Genomic DNA, 16,627 nt, shown 5'->3' on the forward strand with positions numbered 1-16,627 from the left:
AATGAATTTCTATAAACAGACACTATTAATTTTGAAGAGGGATTTAACGATAGAATTCCGTCAAAAGTCGCTCCTCTACTCAATGGTAATATTTGCGCTCCTATTTCAAGTGTTTTTAAATATTGCTTTCGATACAAATTTAGAAGCCATGCAGACATTAGCCCCTGGGGTGCTTTGGTTACCTATTCTTCTATCTGCCATGTTAGGGTTTAACAGAATCGTTGCAACCGAAAAAGAGAATGGCGCACTAGTTGGACTATTAGTTTCTCCATTAGACAAAGGGGCATTATATCTCGGGAAACTTTTGGGGAATTTGCTGTTGGTATTCGTAGTGATCGCCATTTCCGTACCTGCTTTTTTTATGTTTGTTAAGCAGCCTTACCCCCAGTCACTAGGGCTATTAATCGCGACATTAGTATTGGGGAGTTGGGGATTTGTGGCAATGGGTGTGTTTCTAGCGACCCTTGCACAATCAAGTAGGATTACAGAATTATTATTGCCAATCATGCTTTTTCCACTTAGCATTCCACTATTCTTAGGAATCGTTCAATTAACGGCAATGGCATTATATCCTTCAGTGGAGATGTCACAAAATTTATGGCTTACACTGTTAGTAAGCTATAACGTATTATTTACCATCATTCCACTGTTTTTATTCGATTACTTATTGGAGGTGTAACTTTATGAATAGTGTACTAAACGCAACAAAAGTTCCACTTACTTTCATTACCGCAATCGCTATTTTTATTCAGTTATACATGGCCTTTTTCTATGCTCCAACCGAAAAGTATATGGGGGATATTCAACGGATCATGTATTTCCACGTCCCAAGTGCGTTTGTCGCTTTTGTCGCTTTTGGGATTGTGTTCGTTGGAGGAATTCTATATTTATATACAAAAAATAAAAAATGGGATTATCTTGCACTATCGGCAGCGGAAATTGGGGTTCTCTTTACGACATTCGTACTGGTAACTGGTTCCTTATGGGCAAGGCCTGTTTGGAATGCATGGTGGGTTTGGGACGATCCACGCTTAGTTACATCACTGATCCTATGGTTCATTTACATTGCCTATTTATTCATTAGAGCGTCTGTTGATGGGGATGAACGCCATCGAAAATTTGCCGCTATATTTGGGATTATTGGTTTTATAGATGTGCCACTAGTTTATTTTTCTGTCATGTGGTGGAGAACGATTCATCCGAAGGTCATTGATAAGAATGGCGTTTATATGCCAACTGAAATGTCACAAACATTGTTTTTTAGTATTCTTGCTTTTCAGCTTCTATTTTTCACATTATTAATTTACCGTTTTTTCCATGAAAAGCAAAAGGAGAAAATGAAAGAAATCAATATATAATAAAAGAAAGGGAGGATAATGATGAACTTTTTATTTATAGGAGTATTGATTGTTTGGATGGGGATTCTTGGTTATGTTATTCGTATACATAACCAACAGAAGAAAATATCGAAACAATTGGAAAATATCAAGATGGATTAGTAAAAGATAGAGTGGGGGTGATTGGATTGGCCCGTAAGTTAGTAAGAATACTTATTATAGTAGCAATAGGAGCTGCATTTGCTGTGATGGCAATTAATCTAGGTAAAAATTCAACTGCTGCAAAAGCGGGGGATCCTGCTCCTGATTTTACTTTAGAAAGTGTGTCCGGAGAACAAGTAAGCTTGTCAGACTACCGAGGAGAGTTTGTTATACTGAACTTCTTTGCCTCTTGGTGCCCTCCGTGTCGGGAGGAGGCCCCTGAGCTTCAAGCTTTTGAAGAAGAGTATGGAGATCAAGCCAAACTTTTAATTTTAAGTCGGGCAGAGCCTAAGATAAATGTTGTGGAATTTATTGAAGAATTCAATTCCACTTCAACCTATCTATTAGACTATAACGATTCGATGGCTAATCCTTACGGTGTAATTGGTCAACCTGAAACCTTTTTTATTGACGAAAACGGGATTATACAATTTCACTATATAGGTCCAATGACAAAAGAGTTTATAGTTGAGACTGTTAACAAATATAAAAAAGAACCACTCAAATAATCGGTCTTGCTTGTCATTCATCATGATTCACGGTAAAATTCGTATATCTATTGTCGTCGCGTTTAAGTGCGGAACCATTTTCAATTCTAAAAAGACAACCTGCTCATCTAGGTTGTCTTTTTAAGGGTAAATCATTTTCTATGGGAGGATTTTATGAGTTCTGACTGGGTTGAACTTTTAACAGCAATCACTTCCTATTTTCAGCGAAATATATGGCCTTTTTACACGGATCTAGACGCAATCTATTTGAAGGCAATTGTATTAGGGGTCATGGGAGTTTTTACGTTAAGTCAAGTTGTGAGCAATTTCATTTTTATTTGTTTTTTATTTATATTAAGGAACAACAAGTTCACTTACATAAGAGAGTTGCTTTATTTTATTTCAGGTAATTATATAGGATTAATGGTTATCACTTTATTCGTCCCATTGTTCGGAAGTTATTGGCTTCTTCTTATATCCAGTTTTTTAACAAAGGTATTAGGCCTTATTGTGATCTTAGTTTTGATAAGTATATTCTACTTAAAAAGAAAAAAATACTCGATAAATATGAATGCGGGCGTGGTTTCGCTTCTAATTGGGTTTATTTTTCCTTTTTATAATGATCCTATACGTCAAGTCATTTCGATACGATTATCGTTTCTCTCAGATGCCAATGTTATTAATGTCGTTTTTCTTCCACTTTTATATACATTTGTGACCGTCTCACCCATACTCATTCTTTGTCTAATAATTTATGGATTTGAGTTAGATTTAAAGGTTCTAAATAAACCGAAATGGAAGGGGATTATTCGTAACTCTGCATATGTGTTACTAGGTTTAATCGCAATCAACGAAATCTTTATATACTGGTATTATTAGTTAGAGGTGATCTTATTGAACGGTATTTATCAATTTATAAAAGTTACAGTCGGTCTTTTGTTTTTATTCTTATTCATTCCCAATAGCGCACTCGCTCACTCTTCAATTGAAAAAACAAGTCCAGAAGATGGGGAGAAGCTAGAACAGAGTCCAGGTACTATTGACATATGGTTTGGAGATCCTGTCGTTACTTACTCCGATTCGATAAAATTATATGGAAGTAATGGGGAAGAATATAATATAGGCAAAACTATTAATGATCCAAATAGCAAATTACATATTACAGCGGACATTCCAGAAAAATTACCTAAAGGCAGATATACTGTAGAGATCAAAGTGATGGCATTGGACGGATATGTTATTAAAGATGAAATTGCATATGAAATTTCATCCCCTGAAATGTCTGAAGAAAGTACGGGGCTAAAATTAATTAAACAAACACCCTCTGATGGTGAAATTATAACGGGCCAGCCGAAACAAATTGATCTCTGGTTTAACCAACCAGCTCAGTTGACGGCCATAGGATTATTTGACGATAAACAGGGAAATGTACTATTACAGCAGCCAGTGGTAGACCCACAAAATCCCAACCATCTCACAGTGGCCATTGATCAACCTATTAAAGATGGTACATATCAGGTCACTTGGTATGCAAGACCTGCTGAAAATGCTGATGTAAGCACACCTGATATCATAGATGTATTTTATTTTGCAGTTAATGAGTTCACACCGATTACAGAAGTTCAGAACGGTCCGGCAGTCAAAAAAAGTTGGTTTCCAGACATCGGAGTAAAACAGTTAGGGTATTGGTTATGGCTTACAGGAGCTTCCATTCTTTTTGGAGGGAGTGTGATTGCATATACCTCACGAAAAGATGAGGCATTATTCCGTAGGTGGAAAATATATAGTGCATTTTTTCTTTTCACCAGCCTTGTTGGAATCTCAATTATTTTATACGAATTAAAAGTAGAATTAAATGATTTAAATCTAACCGACTTTATCTCATTGAAATTCGTTTGGGTACCTATCATTCAGGTTGCAGTATTCTTTGTTGGCTATCTATATAAAAAAGGGCAACCTTGGTTATATGGGGCCGGTCTCTCCCTCATACCATTTATTACTGGACATTCATCGTACCCAAGATACGGAGGGTGGCCAACACTTCTTGTAAATGAAATGCATATATTTGCAGCTGCACTGTGGTTAGGTGGGATACTCGCAATAATTATTATCCCTCGTAAGGATCAACTTTTTGAATATATTCAACGAAATGGGTCAAAATTTTCAAGGATTGCTTTCTGGAGTATAGTTGTTCTAGCTTTTACAGGTGTATATATGACATTCCAATACGTTCCTTCCTTTTCATTTAAAAGCTTTGTGGATAGTCAATGGGGAAAGGCATTGTTAGTTAAAACTTTACTAACTTTTGTCATTCTTATGATCGGATTTATGCAACGAAAATATATCAAAAGAATGGTAAGTAGTTTTGTCGGTAAGTTTCAAGGACGCTTAAAAGTTGAATTTGTTTATGGACTTTTCGTTTTATTATTTGCTTCTATTCTTGTAGTGGGTTCTCCAAGTACTGCAGAACAAGGAGTTTACTTGGAAAGCACTTCTAACGAAGATGCAAAATTAGATGTCACATTCTCACCTCAATTTATAGGCGTTAATGAGCTAACACTTAGCTTTAAAGATGAGATAGAGAGTGTAAATGTTGTGCTTTCCATGCCACCATCTTATGAAGTAGCGTATGATGCTTTTAAAGTAAATAAAAACACGTTTAAATTAACAGGGAATCTTCTACATGCAGCAGGTACAGTGATTATGCAAGTGGAGGCGAAAACATCAAGTGGAAATTTATTAAATTATCAATATAAAGTTGTGGTCCCTGGGGAATATCGCTTAAATGAATAAGGTATGCATTCAGGTAGAAGACGCATCGAACTGGAATTCTTAATAATTTTATGGGTTCCAGTTTTTAATGACTAAGGTATTCGGAATATTTTGTATATAATGACGAAAAATTTCCACGAGAATAATTAATTAAATAGTAAAATAATGTGGAACAGGGAAGTTTTTCGAAAAACCAATTTTGTAAATAAAAGGAGAAAAAACAAATGACAGTAGCAGAAAAAGCAATGGAAGCACCGCGAACAACTTATTTACTATCAGGACTTCACTGACCAGATTGTGCTGCTCAGGTTGAGCAGAGAGTCTCAGATTTGCCAGGTACCATTAAAGCCACTTTAAACTTCGGTGCCTCAAATCTAATTGTTGAAGGTGAAGTCCCATACGAAAAGGTTATAAAAGAAGCGGAGAAAGAAGGCGTAACCGCTAAACCTATGGGGGTAAAAGACGAGGATGAACCGAAGTCTTTCATGCAGGCCTATAAAAATCCAATTATTACAGGTATATCAACGGTCCTCTTCCTCGCAGGCTGGCTCATTGGATTAGCTGGTTACGAGGTAGCAGAAGTTAGCTTATTAGCTCTTTCTATTATTATTGGTGGCTATAAGACTGCACGGAGCGGTTTATATGGCTTGCGAAAATTGAATTTTGATATGAACGTCCTCATGACTATTGCGGTTATTGGGGCCGCCGCGATTGGGGCTTGGATTGAAGCATCATTAGTTGTAATTTTCTTCTCGCTAAGCAATACGCTTTCCGCCTACACATTGGAAAAAGCGCGGAATTCGATTAAGGCGTTAATGGATCTAGCGCCAAATGAAGCAACCATTATCAGGAATGGCGAGGAAATGCGACTTGCCGTTGAAGAAATCCTAGTGGATGACGTGATGATTGTTAAACCAGGTGACAAACTTGCGATGGACGGAACCATTGTTAAAGGTTCGTCCTCAATTAACCAGGCTGCTATTACTGGTGAATCAATGCCGGTTGAAAAGATCGCAGGCGACGAAGTCTTTGCCGGTACAATCAATCAGCAAGGTTCCCTTCAAGTAAAGGTCACAAAACGTGTTGATGATACAACTTTGGCTAAGATTATTCATCTTGTCCAAGAAGCCCAGGGACAGAGAGCGAAAAGCCAAGAGTACATTGATAAGTTTGCCAAAGTTTATACGCCTATCGTCATTGTACTTGCTGTATTAATTACTATTGTTCCCCCATTATTTTTTGGTGGAGTATGGGCCGATTGGATTTATCGAGGATTAGCTCTGCTTATTGCAGCATGTCCGTGCGCCCTCGTCATTTCTAGCCCTGTTTCCATTATTTCAGCGATCGGGAACTCCGCGAAAAATGGTGTGTTAATTAAGGGCGGTGTATTCCTAGAAGATGCAGGGGTTATAAAGGCGATTGCCTTCGATAAAACAGGGACACTTACTGTAGGTCGTCCAGAAGTAACAGATATCATTGCTGTAAATGGCATATCCGAAAAGGAATTTTTGGCAATCTCCGCGGCATTGGAGAAATATTCGGAACATCCATTGGCTACAGCGATTGTACGCCGCGCAGAGCGTGAGAAAATTACATTACCTGAAGCAGAGGACTTTTCAGCCATTACTGGGAAAGGAGCCCAAGGGAAAGTGGATGGAGTTTCCTATTATATTGGAAACCCCCGCCTATTTAACGAGTTAGGTACTGATTTAAACCAAGTCCAGAAAGATATCGAGCGATTGCAAAAAGAAGGAAAGACGGCTATGATTTTAGGTACAAAGGAAAAGGTTATCGGGATTGTTGCTGTTGCTGATGAAGTACGTGAGTCAAGTAAAGATGCCATCGCTCGTCTTAAAGAGTCAGGCATTGAACGTACAATTATGTTGACGGGTGACAATCAGGCGACTGCCCAAGCAATTGCTAGCAAAATTGGTGTGGATGACTTCCGTGCAGAATTATTACCTGAGGATAAAGTAAAGGCTGTGAAGGAATTACAGCAAAAGCACGGTAAAATCGCGATGGTTGGTGACGGTATTAATGATGCACCGGCACTCGCAACCGCAAACTTAGGGATAGCAATGGGTGTGGCCGGTACTGATGCCGCCCTTGAGACGGCTGACATTGCCTTAATGGCAGATGATTTGACAAAACTTCCATTTACTGTTCGGTTAAGCCGGGCAACAGTTCGTAATATTAAGCAAAATATTTGGTTTTCGAATGGGATTAACATACTAACGATGATCCTGATTGTACCAGGGTGGGCATCACTGCTTTTCGTTGCGCTAGCAGATGTAATTGCAGCAGTGCTTGTCGTATTAAATGCAATGAGGCTCTTAAAAATTAACCCACTTAAATAAGTTTATTTGCTTGAAATCTAAGTAACCCTATTACAATAGGGTTACTTAGATATTTTGTTTTTAGAAAGAGGGTGAAAAGCTAAAAATGATTTCATGGACAGTCGTAGCGCTTGTATTGATTACTGCGTTTGCCAACCTTGTTGGCGGGCTTATCGTTGTTAGGAAGAAGTGGTCTGCACGATCATTAAACTATTTAATGGCGTTTAGCGCGGGTTTTTTGTTAACTATTGCGATCCTTGATTTGATACCAGAGGGTTTAGATGATGCCTCCGGAAATGCTGTTTTTATACTTTTCGGATTTCTTACAGTGTTTGCTTTTCAACGCATCCTAACCACTCATTTTCATTTCGGGTATGAAACGCATAAGGAAAAATTGAGCCAAAAAACAGCTGGATTAGGTGCCTTTTTGGGCATGGGTATTCACAGCTTTTTTGATGGGGTTTCGATTGTAGCTGGTTTTGAAGTGAGTGGAGCGTTAGGTTTTCTTGTATTTACAGCGGTTTTACTACATAAAATCCCTGATGGTTTAACAATCTCATCGATTATTCTGGCAGCGTTTGATGATAGGAAAAAGGCATTTATTGCTTCAGCTGTTTTGGCGTTATCAACCATTCTAGGAGGGGGAATAGTATGGATAGTAAGCCATACAGGAATTGCTCCTGAAGGGGTTAGTGAGTCGTTTGCAAGAATGGGTCTTTCTTTTTCAGCAGGGGTTTTTCTATATGTTGCTGCAACGGACTTACTACCTGTGGTCAACCAGTCTGAAAATAGGCGGATAGGGCTTTTCGTTTTGCTAGGTGTAATTGTATTTTATTTTGCGTCCTCGCTGATAGGAATCGTAGGGTTAGAATAAACTATAAACGATTACCCTCTTTTATAGTTTATGATTTCTAGTTTACATAATATAAATTATCGGAAGTTGCATGATGGAGAAGAGTTACTCCCTTTTCTATCATACTGACCGTTGATTAACTTCAAACGCAGCACGAATACCGGACTCAACAGCTCCTTCTATCCATCCATTTAATGAAGAAGTATGCTCCCCCGCAAAGTGTAGCCGTCCTTCAGGTTGACGGATAAAATCGCCAAAGTCATTATTCTGGCCGGGTCTAAATAAGGTGAAGCATCCAGCAGACCTTACTCCTTCGATGTGAATTATATAGGTAATTCCCCGTGCTCGAGCTTCGATTTCTCTATTTGAATCGTTGCATGTTCAATTTTGCAGTGTTCGCGGACTAAGAGAAGTGCGTTTTGTAAAATGTGTTGTTCGTCTTTTTCGTCATGAACGACTAAGTGACAGCTTAACGAGTCAAGTCCTGATGTAATTGTCCAGATATGTAGGTCATGAACGTCCTTCACACCATCGATACCTAGTAATAAAGTGTTTATTTCTTCATGGTCGACCGCAAGAGGAGTTCCTTCCATCAAAATATGAATACTGTGTTGCAGAATCCCCCAAGCACTTTTCAGAATTAACAAAGCTACGATAACCGAGATAATTGGGTCGGCTACATACCACTCAAATAGCATCATGAGCATTCCTGCCACTATTGCACCGACAGATCCTAAAGCATCCCCTAGCACGTGAAGATACGCGCTTCGTAAATTTACATTCTCCTTTACATCTCCATTACGCATTAGCGACCAGGCACTCACGATATTTGCCAGCAGTCCAACAGAAGCGATGATCATCATGGAACCACTTGCTACACTAGGAGGTGCAAAAAACCGACCATATGCCTCATAAACGATGAACCCGGCAATGACAAAAAGTGTTACCGCATTCAGTAGTGCTGCTAATATTTCAAATCGATAGTATCCATACGTTTTTCTTGAAGAAGCAGCACGGTTAGCGAACCAAATCGCTACTAAACTGAGTGCAAGGGCACTTGCATCTGATAACATGTGTCCGCTATCTGCTAATAATGCCAAACTATTCGTGATCAATCCGCCGAAAAACTCTAATATCATGATCCCAGTCGTAATGACTAAAGCAATTAAAAGTCCTTTTCTGTTTTGATTACGCTGTCCATGAAAATGATCATGACCGTGATCATGACCGTGATGATGGTGTCCCATTTATCTTCCTGCCTTCCATGCATAAGAATTTGAGTAAATTAAATTCGCACATATCGAGTTTACGAACGTAGTGTATGAACATCGCTCCCCCATCTAAAAACAGTTGGCATCCTCTCTCCAAGATAATTTATACCATTCAATTATCCGCTTCACTCCTTGCTACATGTTGAGCGTGAGTTTTGGACAATTCTAATATAATTGTGACATGAGCATCATCTAATGAATAGAATGCACGTTTTCCCTCTTTACGATACTTCGCGAGCCCTGCTTTTTTTAACGTCCGCAAGTGATGCGATGCTGTGGCTATTGAACATCCGGTAGCATAAGCCACGTCGCAAACGCACAATTCTTTAGCTTCAGCCAATGAATACGCAATTTTTAGACGTGTTTCATCACCTAATATTTTAAACCATTGGGCAATCGGGGAAACAGGGATAGCGGTCAGTTCATTTTGCACTCGCTCTACCTTCTCCTGTTCCACACATTCTATTTCGCAAAGATCAGTATGTTTCGTTTCCATTTCATCACCTCTTAATCAAATGATCATTTGATTAAATTATATTCTGACGACTGTTAGATTGTCAATGCACACCAAAAAAATAGTACGCAAGTAAAAGAAATGCGTACTATTTTTTCTATTAAGAAACTGTGTTTTGAACTAGCGTTAAGACGGGTTATCCCATCTATTTCTGTGTCAAACTTTAAATAGTTTGGCATTGATCGCCACGATAACGGTGCTCAATGACATCAAAACAGCACCTATTGCTGGACTAAGCAAAATACCGAATGAATATAAAACACCGGCTGCTAGTGGGATAGCCAAAATATTGTAGCCAGCAGCCCACCAAAGGTTTTGGATCATTTTTCGATAGGTCGCTTTCGACATTTCAAATATGGAAACCACATCTTCAGGGTTGCTGCGCACAAGAATCACATCTGCTGATTCCATTGCTACATCTGTACCAGCCCCGACAGCAATTCCTAAATCAGCGTTCGCTAATGCGGGAGCGTCATTCACACCGTCACCAGTCATAGCCACCTTTACTCCACGTTGCTTAATCTCCTTAATTTTATCAGATTTGTTATGGGGTAAAACTTCTGCATAAATTTGATCTAAATCAAGCTGCTTTCCGACCCATTGCGCTACTTGGCGATTATCACCTGTTAGCATCATCGCTTCAATACCCATTTCCTTCAATCGCTTAATAGCATTGAAGGAGCTTTCTCTAATTCGGTCAGCAAGAGCAATCATCCCTTGTAGCTCATTATCAATAATGACAAACACAACGGTTTTGCCGTCCGCTGACATCGCATTAAAGTCGTCTTCAGGATAAGGTATTTGTTGATCGGTCACATATCCAGGACTAACGACTTTTACTTCTTTACCATCGACGGTACCGGTTAAGCCTTTACCGGTTAGCGACTCAAATGTTTCAGGTTCTACTACTGTATACTGTCTGTTACTGGCTTCTTCCACAATCCCGCGAGCAATCGGGTGTTCAGATTGCGATTCTAGCGATGCTGCAAAGCGTAACATCGTTTCTTCATCTACGCCATCTGTCGTCACAATATCAGTCACGCCGAATGCCCCTTCAGTGAGTGTCCCTGTTTTATCAAAAACGACAGCCTGTAGATTTCTTGCATTTTCAAAGCTTGCTCGATTACGAATTAACAGTCCTCGCTTGGCAGACTTTGCAGTGGAGACTGCCACGACAAGAGGTGCAGCCAGTCCGAGTGCGTGCGGGCAAGAAATGATCATCACAGTGACCGTTCTTTCTAGTGCGAAAGCTAGCGGGTAACCTAGTGAAATCCATATGACAAACGTGAGTATACCCGCCAATAATGCGATATAAAACAACCATTTCGCAGCTCTGTTTGACAAGTCTTGTGTACGTGACTTTGAGTTTTGCGCCTCACTAACGAGATTGACGACTTGATTCAGGTAACTTTCCTCACCTGTGTTCTGGACAATCACAGTGAGCGATCCTTCTCCATTAATGGAACCACCGATGACTTGATCGTTTTTCGTTTTAGTAACAGGAATGGACTCTCCAGTTAACATGGATTCATCAATGGAAGATTCCCCTTTACTAATTTGTCCATCAGCAGGAACCTTCTCACCTGGTTTTACAAGGACGCGGTTTCCTTCTTGAATTTGTGAAATAGGAACATCTGTTACGCTTCCGTCCTCATTTAGTAAGTGCGCTTCTTTTGGCATGAGCTTTGCCAGCTCTTCCAATGCGTTGGATGCATTCATGACAGAACGCATTTCAATCCAATGACCAAGGAGCATAATGTCAATCAGTGTGGCAAGCTCCCAAAAGAAGTTACTCTCCGTTAAATTAAACACAGCTAACGTACTGTAGCCATAAGCCACGACGATAGCGAGTGATATGAGCGTCATCATACCAGGGTTTTTTTGCTTGATTTCGCTTACCATGCCTGTTAAGAACGGCCATCCGCCGTAAAAAAAGACGATAGTGGCTAGCCCAAACAGCACTATCATACTTCCGGGAAACTGCCAACTAAACCCAAGAAAGTCTTGTATCATAGGTGACAAGATCAAAATTGGGACGGTTAAAACTAGTGATATATAGAAACGTTTTTTAAAATCCTCAATCATATGCTCGTGATGACTGCCGTGGTCGTGTCCCCCACCGCCATGCTCGTGGTGACCGCCGTGGTCGTGTCCCCCACCGCCATGGTCGTGGTGACCGCCGTGGTCGTGTCCCCCACCGCCATGCTCGTGGTGACTGCCGTGGTCGTGTCCCTCACCGCCATGCTCGTGGTGACTGCCGTGATCATGGCCTCCTCCATCATGGTCGTGGTGACTATTGTGGTCGTGATTGCCTCCGCTATGGTCATGGTGATCGGTTTGCTCGTGTTCGGATTTGTGATGAGATTTTTTGTTTTGACGTGGATCATTTTCCATGTACATGCACCTCTCTTCATAATGCAATCTATGGGTATATTAACCGAATATAATCGAGATTAAACATTTGTGTACCGTGACGAGATAAAAACATGTACAAACTATGATATATTTTAGAGGATCTCCATATTTTCTTCATATTTATTGTGTAAAGTAGTTCAGAGTACATCATAGGAGGATAAAAAAGTTATGGGAAAGTCAACAAAAAAAAGAAAAAACAATTCCTCTCAAGGAAAATCTACAATGATCTTATGGTTATCCGTACTGGTCATTGCACTAGGAACCTTGATCGCAATTAACTTCTTAGGCAATAAAAGTGCTGGTAATGTGGAACTACCGGATCTACATGGATTAGGCATATCAGCAGACGGTGAGACCATTTACGCACCAGCCCATTCAGGATTAAAGACATTCTCAGGTGGACAGTGGACGACACCAGATGCTCCTGAAAACGATTATATGGGATTTTCAAAGGTCGATGATGGCTTTTATAGCAGTGGACATCCTGGACCAGACTCTGATTTAGTGAATCCTTTTGGAGTTGTGAAGGCTGAAGAGAATGGACAAGACCTGCAAACACTTGGTTTAAGTGGCGAATCAGACTTTCATCTTTTCGCAGCTGGCTACGCTTCTCATGCACTCTATGCGTTTAACGCTGCTCCTAATTCACAAATGAGTGAAGAAGGTTTGTATTATTCTACAGATGACGCAGGAACATGGACGAAAAGTGCTATGAGCGGTCTGGAAGAAGCGCCGACATCACTTGCAGTGCATCCAAGCGACCCAGCTGTTGTTGCTGTAGGAACACAAACGGGTCTGTTGTACTCTGAGGATAACGGGGATTCGTTTACAACGATCCTTGATGGAGTGGGGATAACAGGTGTCACGTTCACGAGTGACGGTATGCTGCTCGTCGGTACGTATCAAAACAATGCAGAGTTAGTCAAGGTAGATCCTGCAAATCCGGATAGCATGAAGACATTGCCAATTCCTGAACTGACTGAAGATGCGGTAAGCTACATTGCAGAAAGTCCTGCAAATCCTGAGAAGATCGTATTTGGCACAATGAAGGTAAATATGTATATGACTTCAGATGGTGGAAATGAATGGGAACAGATCGTAAATGAAGGACAAGGCATGACTATAGAAACTGTAGAACAATAATAAAGGAAAATGTAAAAAGAGCCGCACTCGTTGGAGTGCGGCTCTTTTTTATTATTCTGGTTGATTATTTGCATCTGGATCTGGAGTGAAGTCAGGTTCGAAACCTTCATATTCTACTAACGTTACCATCCCTGCTGATGCGTGATGCAAATCATGGCAATGGAACATCCAATCGCCAGGATTATCGGCTAAAAAGGCCACTTCGTACGATTCACCGGGCTGAATGTTTAACGTGTCTTTTATAATGGGTGCTCCTGTTAATGGTTCACCGTTTTTACTTAACACTTGGAAAAACATGCCGTGTAGATGCATCGGGTGTACGTCAGAAGTTGAGTTATTTTGGAAAGTAACTTTGACTTTATCCCCTTCTGCTACTGAGAGCGGATCCGTATTTGGAAACACCTTATCGTTAATCGTATACTCTGCTTCTCCATCCTCACCAGTGCGAGTATTTAAGTCCATTTCATATTCCACGTCGAATTCATCGTCAAGTGAAAACGGGCTCTCAGCTAATTCACCATAAGAAGTGAAATCAAAGATAGGCATTGATTCAGCGTCATCTGCTTCCTTTTGATCTGTATCCGTGGCTCCCGCAGTACGGATGACGGTTGACATGTCTTCCATCCCGTCCATCCCTTCCATATCTTGTGCATGGCAATCTATGTGCCAACTACCTTCTTCCTCGACAGTAAATTCGATATCGTAACGCTCACCAGGACCGATTCGAATGAGTTGGTCTTGAATGACTGGTGGATTTTCTATAGGCTGACCGTCAGTAGCGACCACTTTAAACCCAGGTACGTTTACATCAATCATATGCTCCATATTCCCTGCATTCACGAGACGTAATCGGATGCGCTCCCCTTTTTCTACTTCAATTTCTGGGATACTGTCACCTGTTTTCCCATTAATCGTGAACGTGTCATACATTTCAGCCATGTCATGAGCTTCTGAGCCCGATTCTTCCATACCGGACATATCCTCACCTTCAGAGTCCATGCCTTCCATGCCGGACATATCCTCATCTTCAGAGTCCATGCCTTCCATACCGGACATATCCTCATCTTCAGAGTCCATGCTTTCCATAGAGCTTCCTGTTTGCCATTCGTCAAAAACGAGTGTGAAGTCTTTGTCGTATGATTTTTCTTCCTCTTCTACGATAATGGTGCCGTACAATCCTTTATCCACTTGGACAGATCCGTTTTGATGGGAATGGTACCAGTACGTCCCAGGGTCTTCTGCCTTGAATTTGTAAGTGAATTCTTCACCAGGTTGGATCGCATTTTGTGTTACACCCGGAATGCCATCCATATTGTTTGGAAGAGGAATCCCATGCCAATGAATCGTGACCGGTTCAGGTAAGGTATTTTGTAAGTTTACTTCAACTGTGTCCCCTACAGTTGCCCGTATTTGCGGACCTGGCACCGTGTTTCCGTAAGTCCAAGCTTCAAAATTTGTGCTACCTAAATCAATTGTCGTTTCCTTCGCTTCTAAATTAATTGGTCCTGCTGAAGCTTCATAGACCTTAAAAGCGTTTTTAAATGAGCCGCTGCCGCTATTTTCTGGTTCAGAACTAGTCGATTCTTCCCCGTTTCCGGCGCTGCACGCAGATAAAAGCGCAAGTGAAAACCCAGTAATCCCTAACCATTTCCATTTATTACTCATCTTGATCCCTCCAATGATTGTTCGTTAGTAATCATACAAAATAGTTGTGCAGAATCTATTGAGGAAATGTGAAATCTTTGTGCACTTTGTTAGAAAATACATATAAATTGTTAGGGTAGGTCTCCCCAAAAAATGATCCACTCTGTTCTTTTATTGCGAGAATTCATTGACAAATGCAGAGAATCAGCATATGATGACTTCAGTCACTTGTTTTGCCTTAGGGAAAAATAAATTCCAGGTTATAATAATGATGGTGTTAACCATATTATTTATAAATACTCGATAAACAAACAGAAAGGGAGAAAGCCATATGGAGTCGCCGTTAACGAACAGAATGGCATCGAAGCAAGATCCTGCTTATGATGTATTGGCGGGTAAAACAAAAGGATGGAAGAAACTTCTACCCTTTTTAGGGCCTGCCTTTATTGCGGCGGTAGCTTACGTTGACCCTGGAAACTTTGCCACGAACATTGCGGCTGGAAGTGAGTACGGATATTTATTGCTCTGGGTAATTTTGTTTTCCAATGTTTTGGCACTATTGATCCAATCTTTATCTGCTAAATTAGGGATTGCAACAGGAAAAAATCTTCCGGAAGTATCGAGAGAACGTTTTTCAAAACCGGTCTCATTCGGATTGTGGATTCAAGCTGAACTTGTCGTGATCGCCACAGATTTAGCAGAATTCATTGGTGCAGCGCTCGGCTTATATTTGCTTTTTGGGATTCCCCTTTTACCTGCCGCCATTATAGCAGCAGTTGGTTCCTTTTTAATTTTGGAATTGCAACGGAGAGGATTTAGAGCATTAGAAGCGGGAATCGGTGGGCTCTTGTTCATGATAGCGATTGCTTTTGCCATGCAGGTCGTGTTCGCTGAACCAGAAGCTGGACCCCTCCTTCAAGGTTTATTCACCCCTCAATTTGACGGGGTTGGAAGCGTGATGTTAGCAGCTGGAATATTAGGTGCAACGGTGATGCCGCATGCCATTTACTTACACTCCGGTCTCACTCAGCGTCGCGTGGTGGGAAAAACTGACGCAGAGCGGAAGCGGATTTTCCGGTTTGAGTTTATTGATATCCTTCTAGCCATGGTCATTGCCGGAGCCGTAAACGCCAGTATGCTGATTATGGCAGCGAGCTTGTTTTTTGAAAATGGCATAATTGTTGAAGATTTGGACGTCGCCTTCGTTCAGTTAGGAGAACTAGTTGGTTCGACGGCAGCAATCCTTTTTGGGGCAGGTTTACTGATAGCTGGGTTGTCGAGCTCCTCGGTCGGGACCATGAGCGGAGACATGATTATGCAAGGATTTATTAATTTCAGAATCCCTTTGTATTTGCGACGTGCGATTACGATGGTCCCACCGCTGTTTATTATTGGATCTGGGGTCAACGCAACAGATGCATTAGTGATGAGCCAAATTGTGTTATCATTTGGCATTGCCTTTGCACTCGTCCCCCTTATTATGTTTACGAGTAACAAAGAATTAATGGGCAGTCTTCGAAATTCAACTTGGGTGAATGTGGTCGCTTGGGGAGCTGCTGCCTTGATCATTAGTTTGAATATCTTTCTCCTGTATCAAACGTTTTTTGCTTAACCTAAAAAGCAACGCGTGTTCGTTAAGGAATACGCGTTGCT

General features: G+C 40.8%; 14 protein-coding genes and 1 pseudogene. 10 read left to right on the forward strand and 5 right to left on the reverse strand.

What is annotated here, in order from left to right; translation table 11 throughout:
- Window position 1 precedes the first annotated feature (1 nt).
- The 8 genes from HHK01_RS07430 to HHK01_RS07460 all read left to right on the forward strand — a co-directional run bounded on the left by HHK01_RS07430 (window position 2) and on the right by HHK01_RS07460 (window position 8,008).
- Window positions 2-679, forward strand: coding sequence for a heme exporter protein CcmB (locus HHK01_RS07430; RefSeq protein WP_170007197.1), 678 nt, complete (start codon window positions 2-4; stop codon window positions 677-679).
- Between the two features lie 4 nt (window positions 680-683).
- On the forward strand, window positions 684-1,358 hold the full coding sequence (locus HHK01_RS07435; protein WP_170007198.1) for a cytochrome c biogenesis protein: 675 nt from the start codon (window positions 684-686) through the stop codon (window positions 1,356-1,358).
- Window positions 1,359-1,379: 21 nt separating this feature from the next.
- Window positions 1,380-1,499 carry a CcmD family protein gene (locus HHK01_RS15910; RefSeq protein WP_228027731.1) on the forward strand — a complete coding sequence of 40 codons (120 nt, stop codon included), beginning with the start codon at window positions 1,380-1,382 and terminating at the stop codon, window positions 1,497-1,499.
- 26 nt (window positions 1,500-1,525) lie between these two features.
- Complete coding sequence (locus HHK01_RS07445) at window positions 1,526-2,047, forward strand: TlpA family protein disulfide reductase (protein WP_322619385.1); 522 nt, start codon at window positions 1,526-1,528, stop codon at window positions 2,045-2,047.
- 546 nt (window positions 2,048-2,593) lie between these two features.
- Complete coding sequence (locus HHK01_RS15545) at window positions 2,594-2,905, forward strand: hypothetical protein (protein WP_228027701.1); 312 nt, start codon at window positions 2,594-2,596, stop codon at window positions 2,903-2,905.
- A gap of 15 nt (window positions 2,906-2,920) precedes the next feature.
- Complete coding sequence (locus HHK01_RS07450) at window positions 2,921-4,819, forward strand: copper resistance CopC/CopD family protein (protein WP_170007200.1); 1,899 nt, start codon at window positions 2,921-2,923, stop codon at window positions 4,817-4,819.
- 224 nt (window positions 4,820-5,043) lie between these two features.
- Window positions 5,044-7,155 (forward strand): heavy metal translocating P-type ATPase, encoded by a 2,112-nt coding sequence (locus HHK01_RS07455; protein ID WP_228027732.1) that lies wholly within the window; start codon window positions 5,044-5,046, stop codon window positions 7,153-7,155.
- A gap of 85 nt (window positions 7,156-7,240) precedes the next feature.
- Window positions 7,241-8,008: a ZIP family metal transporter gene (locus HHK01_RS07460; RefSeq protein ID WP_170007202.1), complete on the forward strand. Its 768-nt coding sequence runs from the start codon at window positions 7,241-7,243 to the stop codon at window positions 8,006-8,008.
- A 99-nt stretch (window positions 8,009-8,107) separates the two neighbouring features.
- On the opposite strand, the pseudogene HHK01_RS07465 reads toward HHK01_RS07460, so the two are convergent.
- The 4 genes and pseudogenes from HHK01_RS07465 to HHK01_RS07480 form a co-directional block, all read right to left on the reverse strand.
- Window positions 8,108-8,290, reverse strand: a pseudogene (locus HHK01_RS07465) (FAD-dependent oxidoreductase); the annotation flags it as partial.
- A 20-nt stretch (window positions 8,291-8,310) separates the two neighbouring features.
- A complete protein-coding gene (locus HHK01_RS07470; protein WP_170007203.1) occupies window positions 8,311-9,234 on the reverse strand; it encodes a cation diffusion facilitator family transporter in 924 nt (307 codons plus the stop codon).
- A gap of 136 nt (window positions 9,235-9,370) precedes the next feature.
- Window positions 9,371-9,754 (reverse strand): ArsR/SmtB family transcription factor, encoded by a 384-nt coding sequence (locus tag HHK01_RS07475; RefSeq protein WP_170007204.1) that lies wholly within the window; start codon window positions 9,752-9,754, stop codon window positions 9,371-9,373.
- A 174-nt stretch (window positions 9,755-9,928) separates the two neighbouring features.
- Window positions 9,929-12,166 carry a heavy metal translocating P-type ATPase gene (locus HHK01_RS07480; protein ID WP_170007205.1) on the reverse strand — a complete coding sequence of 746 codons (2,238 nt, stop codon included), beginning with the start codon at window positions 12,164-12,166 and terminating at the stop codon, window positions 9,929-9,931.
- Between the two features lie 189 nt (window positions 12,167-12,355).
- On the opposite strand from HHK01_RS07480, the gene HHK01_RS07485 reads away from it, so the two are divergent.
- Window positions 12,356-13,330, forward strand: a complete 975-nt coding sequence (locus HHK01_RS07485; RefSeq protein ID WP_170007206.1) for a F510_1955 family glycosylhydrolase — start codon at window positions 12,356-12,358, stop codon at window positions 13,328-13,330.
- Between the two features lie 51 nt (window positions 13,331-13,381).
- Here HHK01_RS07485 and HHK01_RS07490 read toward each other — a convergent pair whose 3' ends face one another.
- Complete coding sequence (locus HHK01_RS07490; protein ID WP_170007207.1) at window positions 13,382-14,995, reverse strand: multicopper oxidase family protein; 1,614 nt, start codon at window positions 14,993-14,995, stop codon at window positions 13,382-13,384.
- Between the two features lie 310 nt (window positions 14,996-15,305).
- On the opposite strand from HHK01_RS07490, the gene HHK01_RS07495 reads away from it, so the two are divergent.
- A complete protein-coding gene (locus tag HHK01_RS07495; protein ID WP_170007208.1) occupies window positions 15,306-16,586 on the forward strand; it encodes an Nramp family divalent metal transporter in 1,281 nt (426 codons plus the stop codon).
- Window positions 16,587-16,627 lie beyond the last annotated feature (41 nt).

The organism is Bacillus fonticola, from assembly GCF_012955605.1.
GTDB lineage: Bacteria > Bacillota > Bacilli > Bacillales > JC228 > Bacillus_CG > Bacillus_CG fonticola.

Excerpts from the sequence above, each read along its gene's own strand:
- HHK01_RS07430 (WP_170007197.1), top strand. The coding sequence starts at position 2 with ATGAATTTCTATAAACAGACACTATTAATTTTGAAGAGGGATTTAACG.
- HHK01_RS07435 (WP_170007198.1), top strand. The coding sequence starts at position 684 with ATGAATAGTGTACTAAACGCAACAAAAGTTCCACTTACTTTCATTACC.
- HHK01_RS15910 (WP_228027731.1), top strand. The coding sequence starts at position 1,380 with ATGAACTTTTTATTTATAGGAGTATTGATTGTTTGGATGGGGATTCTT.
- HHK01_RS15545 (WP_228027701.1), top strand. The coding sequence starts at position 2,594 with ATGAATGCGGGCGTGGTTTCGCTTCTAATTGGGTTTATTTTTCCTTTT.
- HHK01_RS07460 (WP_170007202.1), top strand. The coding sequence starts at position 7,241 with ATGATTTCATGGACAGTCGTAGCGCTTGTATTGATTACTGCGTTTGCC.
- HHK01_RS07470 (WP_170007203.1), bottom strand. The coding sequence starts at position 9,234 with ATGGGACACCATCATCACGGTCATGATCACGGTCATGATCATTTTCAT.
- HHK01_RS07475 (WP_170007204.1), bottom strand. The coding sequence starts at position 9,754 with ATGGAAACGAAACATACTGATCTTTGCGAAATAGAATGTGTGGAACAG.
- HHK01_RS07480 (WP_170007205.1), bottom strand. The coding sequence starts at position 12,166 with ATGGAAAATGATCCACGTCAAAACAAAAAATCTCATCACAAATCCGAA.
- HHK01_RS07485 (WP_170007206.1), top strand. The coding sequence starts at position 12,356 with ATGGGAAAGTCAACAAAAAAAAGAAAAAACAATTCCTCTCAAGGAAAA.
- HHK01_RS07490 (WP_170007207.1), bottom strand. The coding sequence starts at position 14,995 with ATGAGTAATAAATGGAAATGGTTAGGGATTACTGGGTTTTCACTTGCG.
- HHK01_RS07495 (WP_170007208.1), top strand. The coding sequence starts at position 15,306 with ATGGAGTCGCCGTTAACGAACAGAATGGCATCGAAGCAAGATCCTGCT.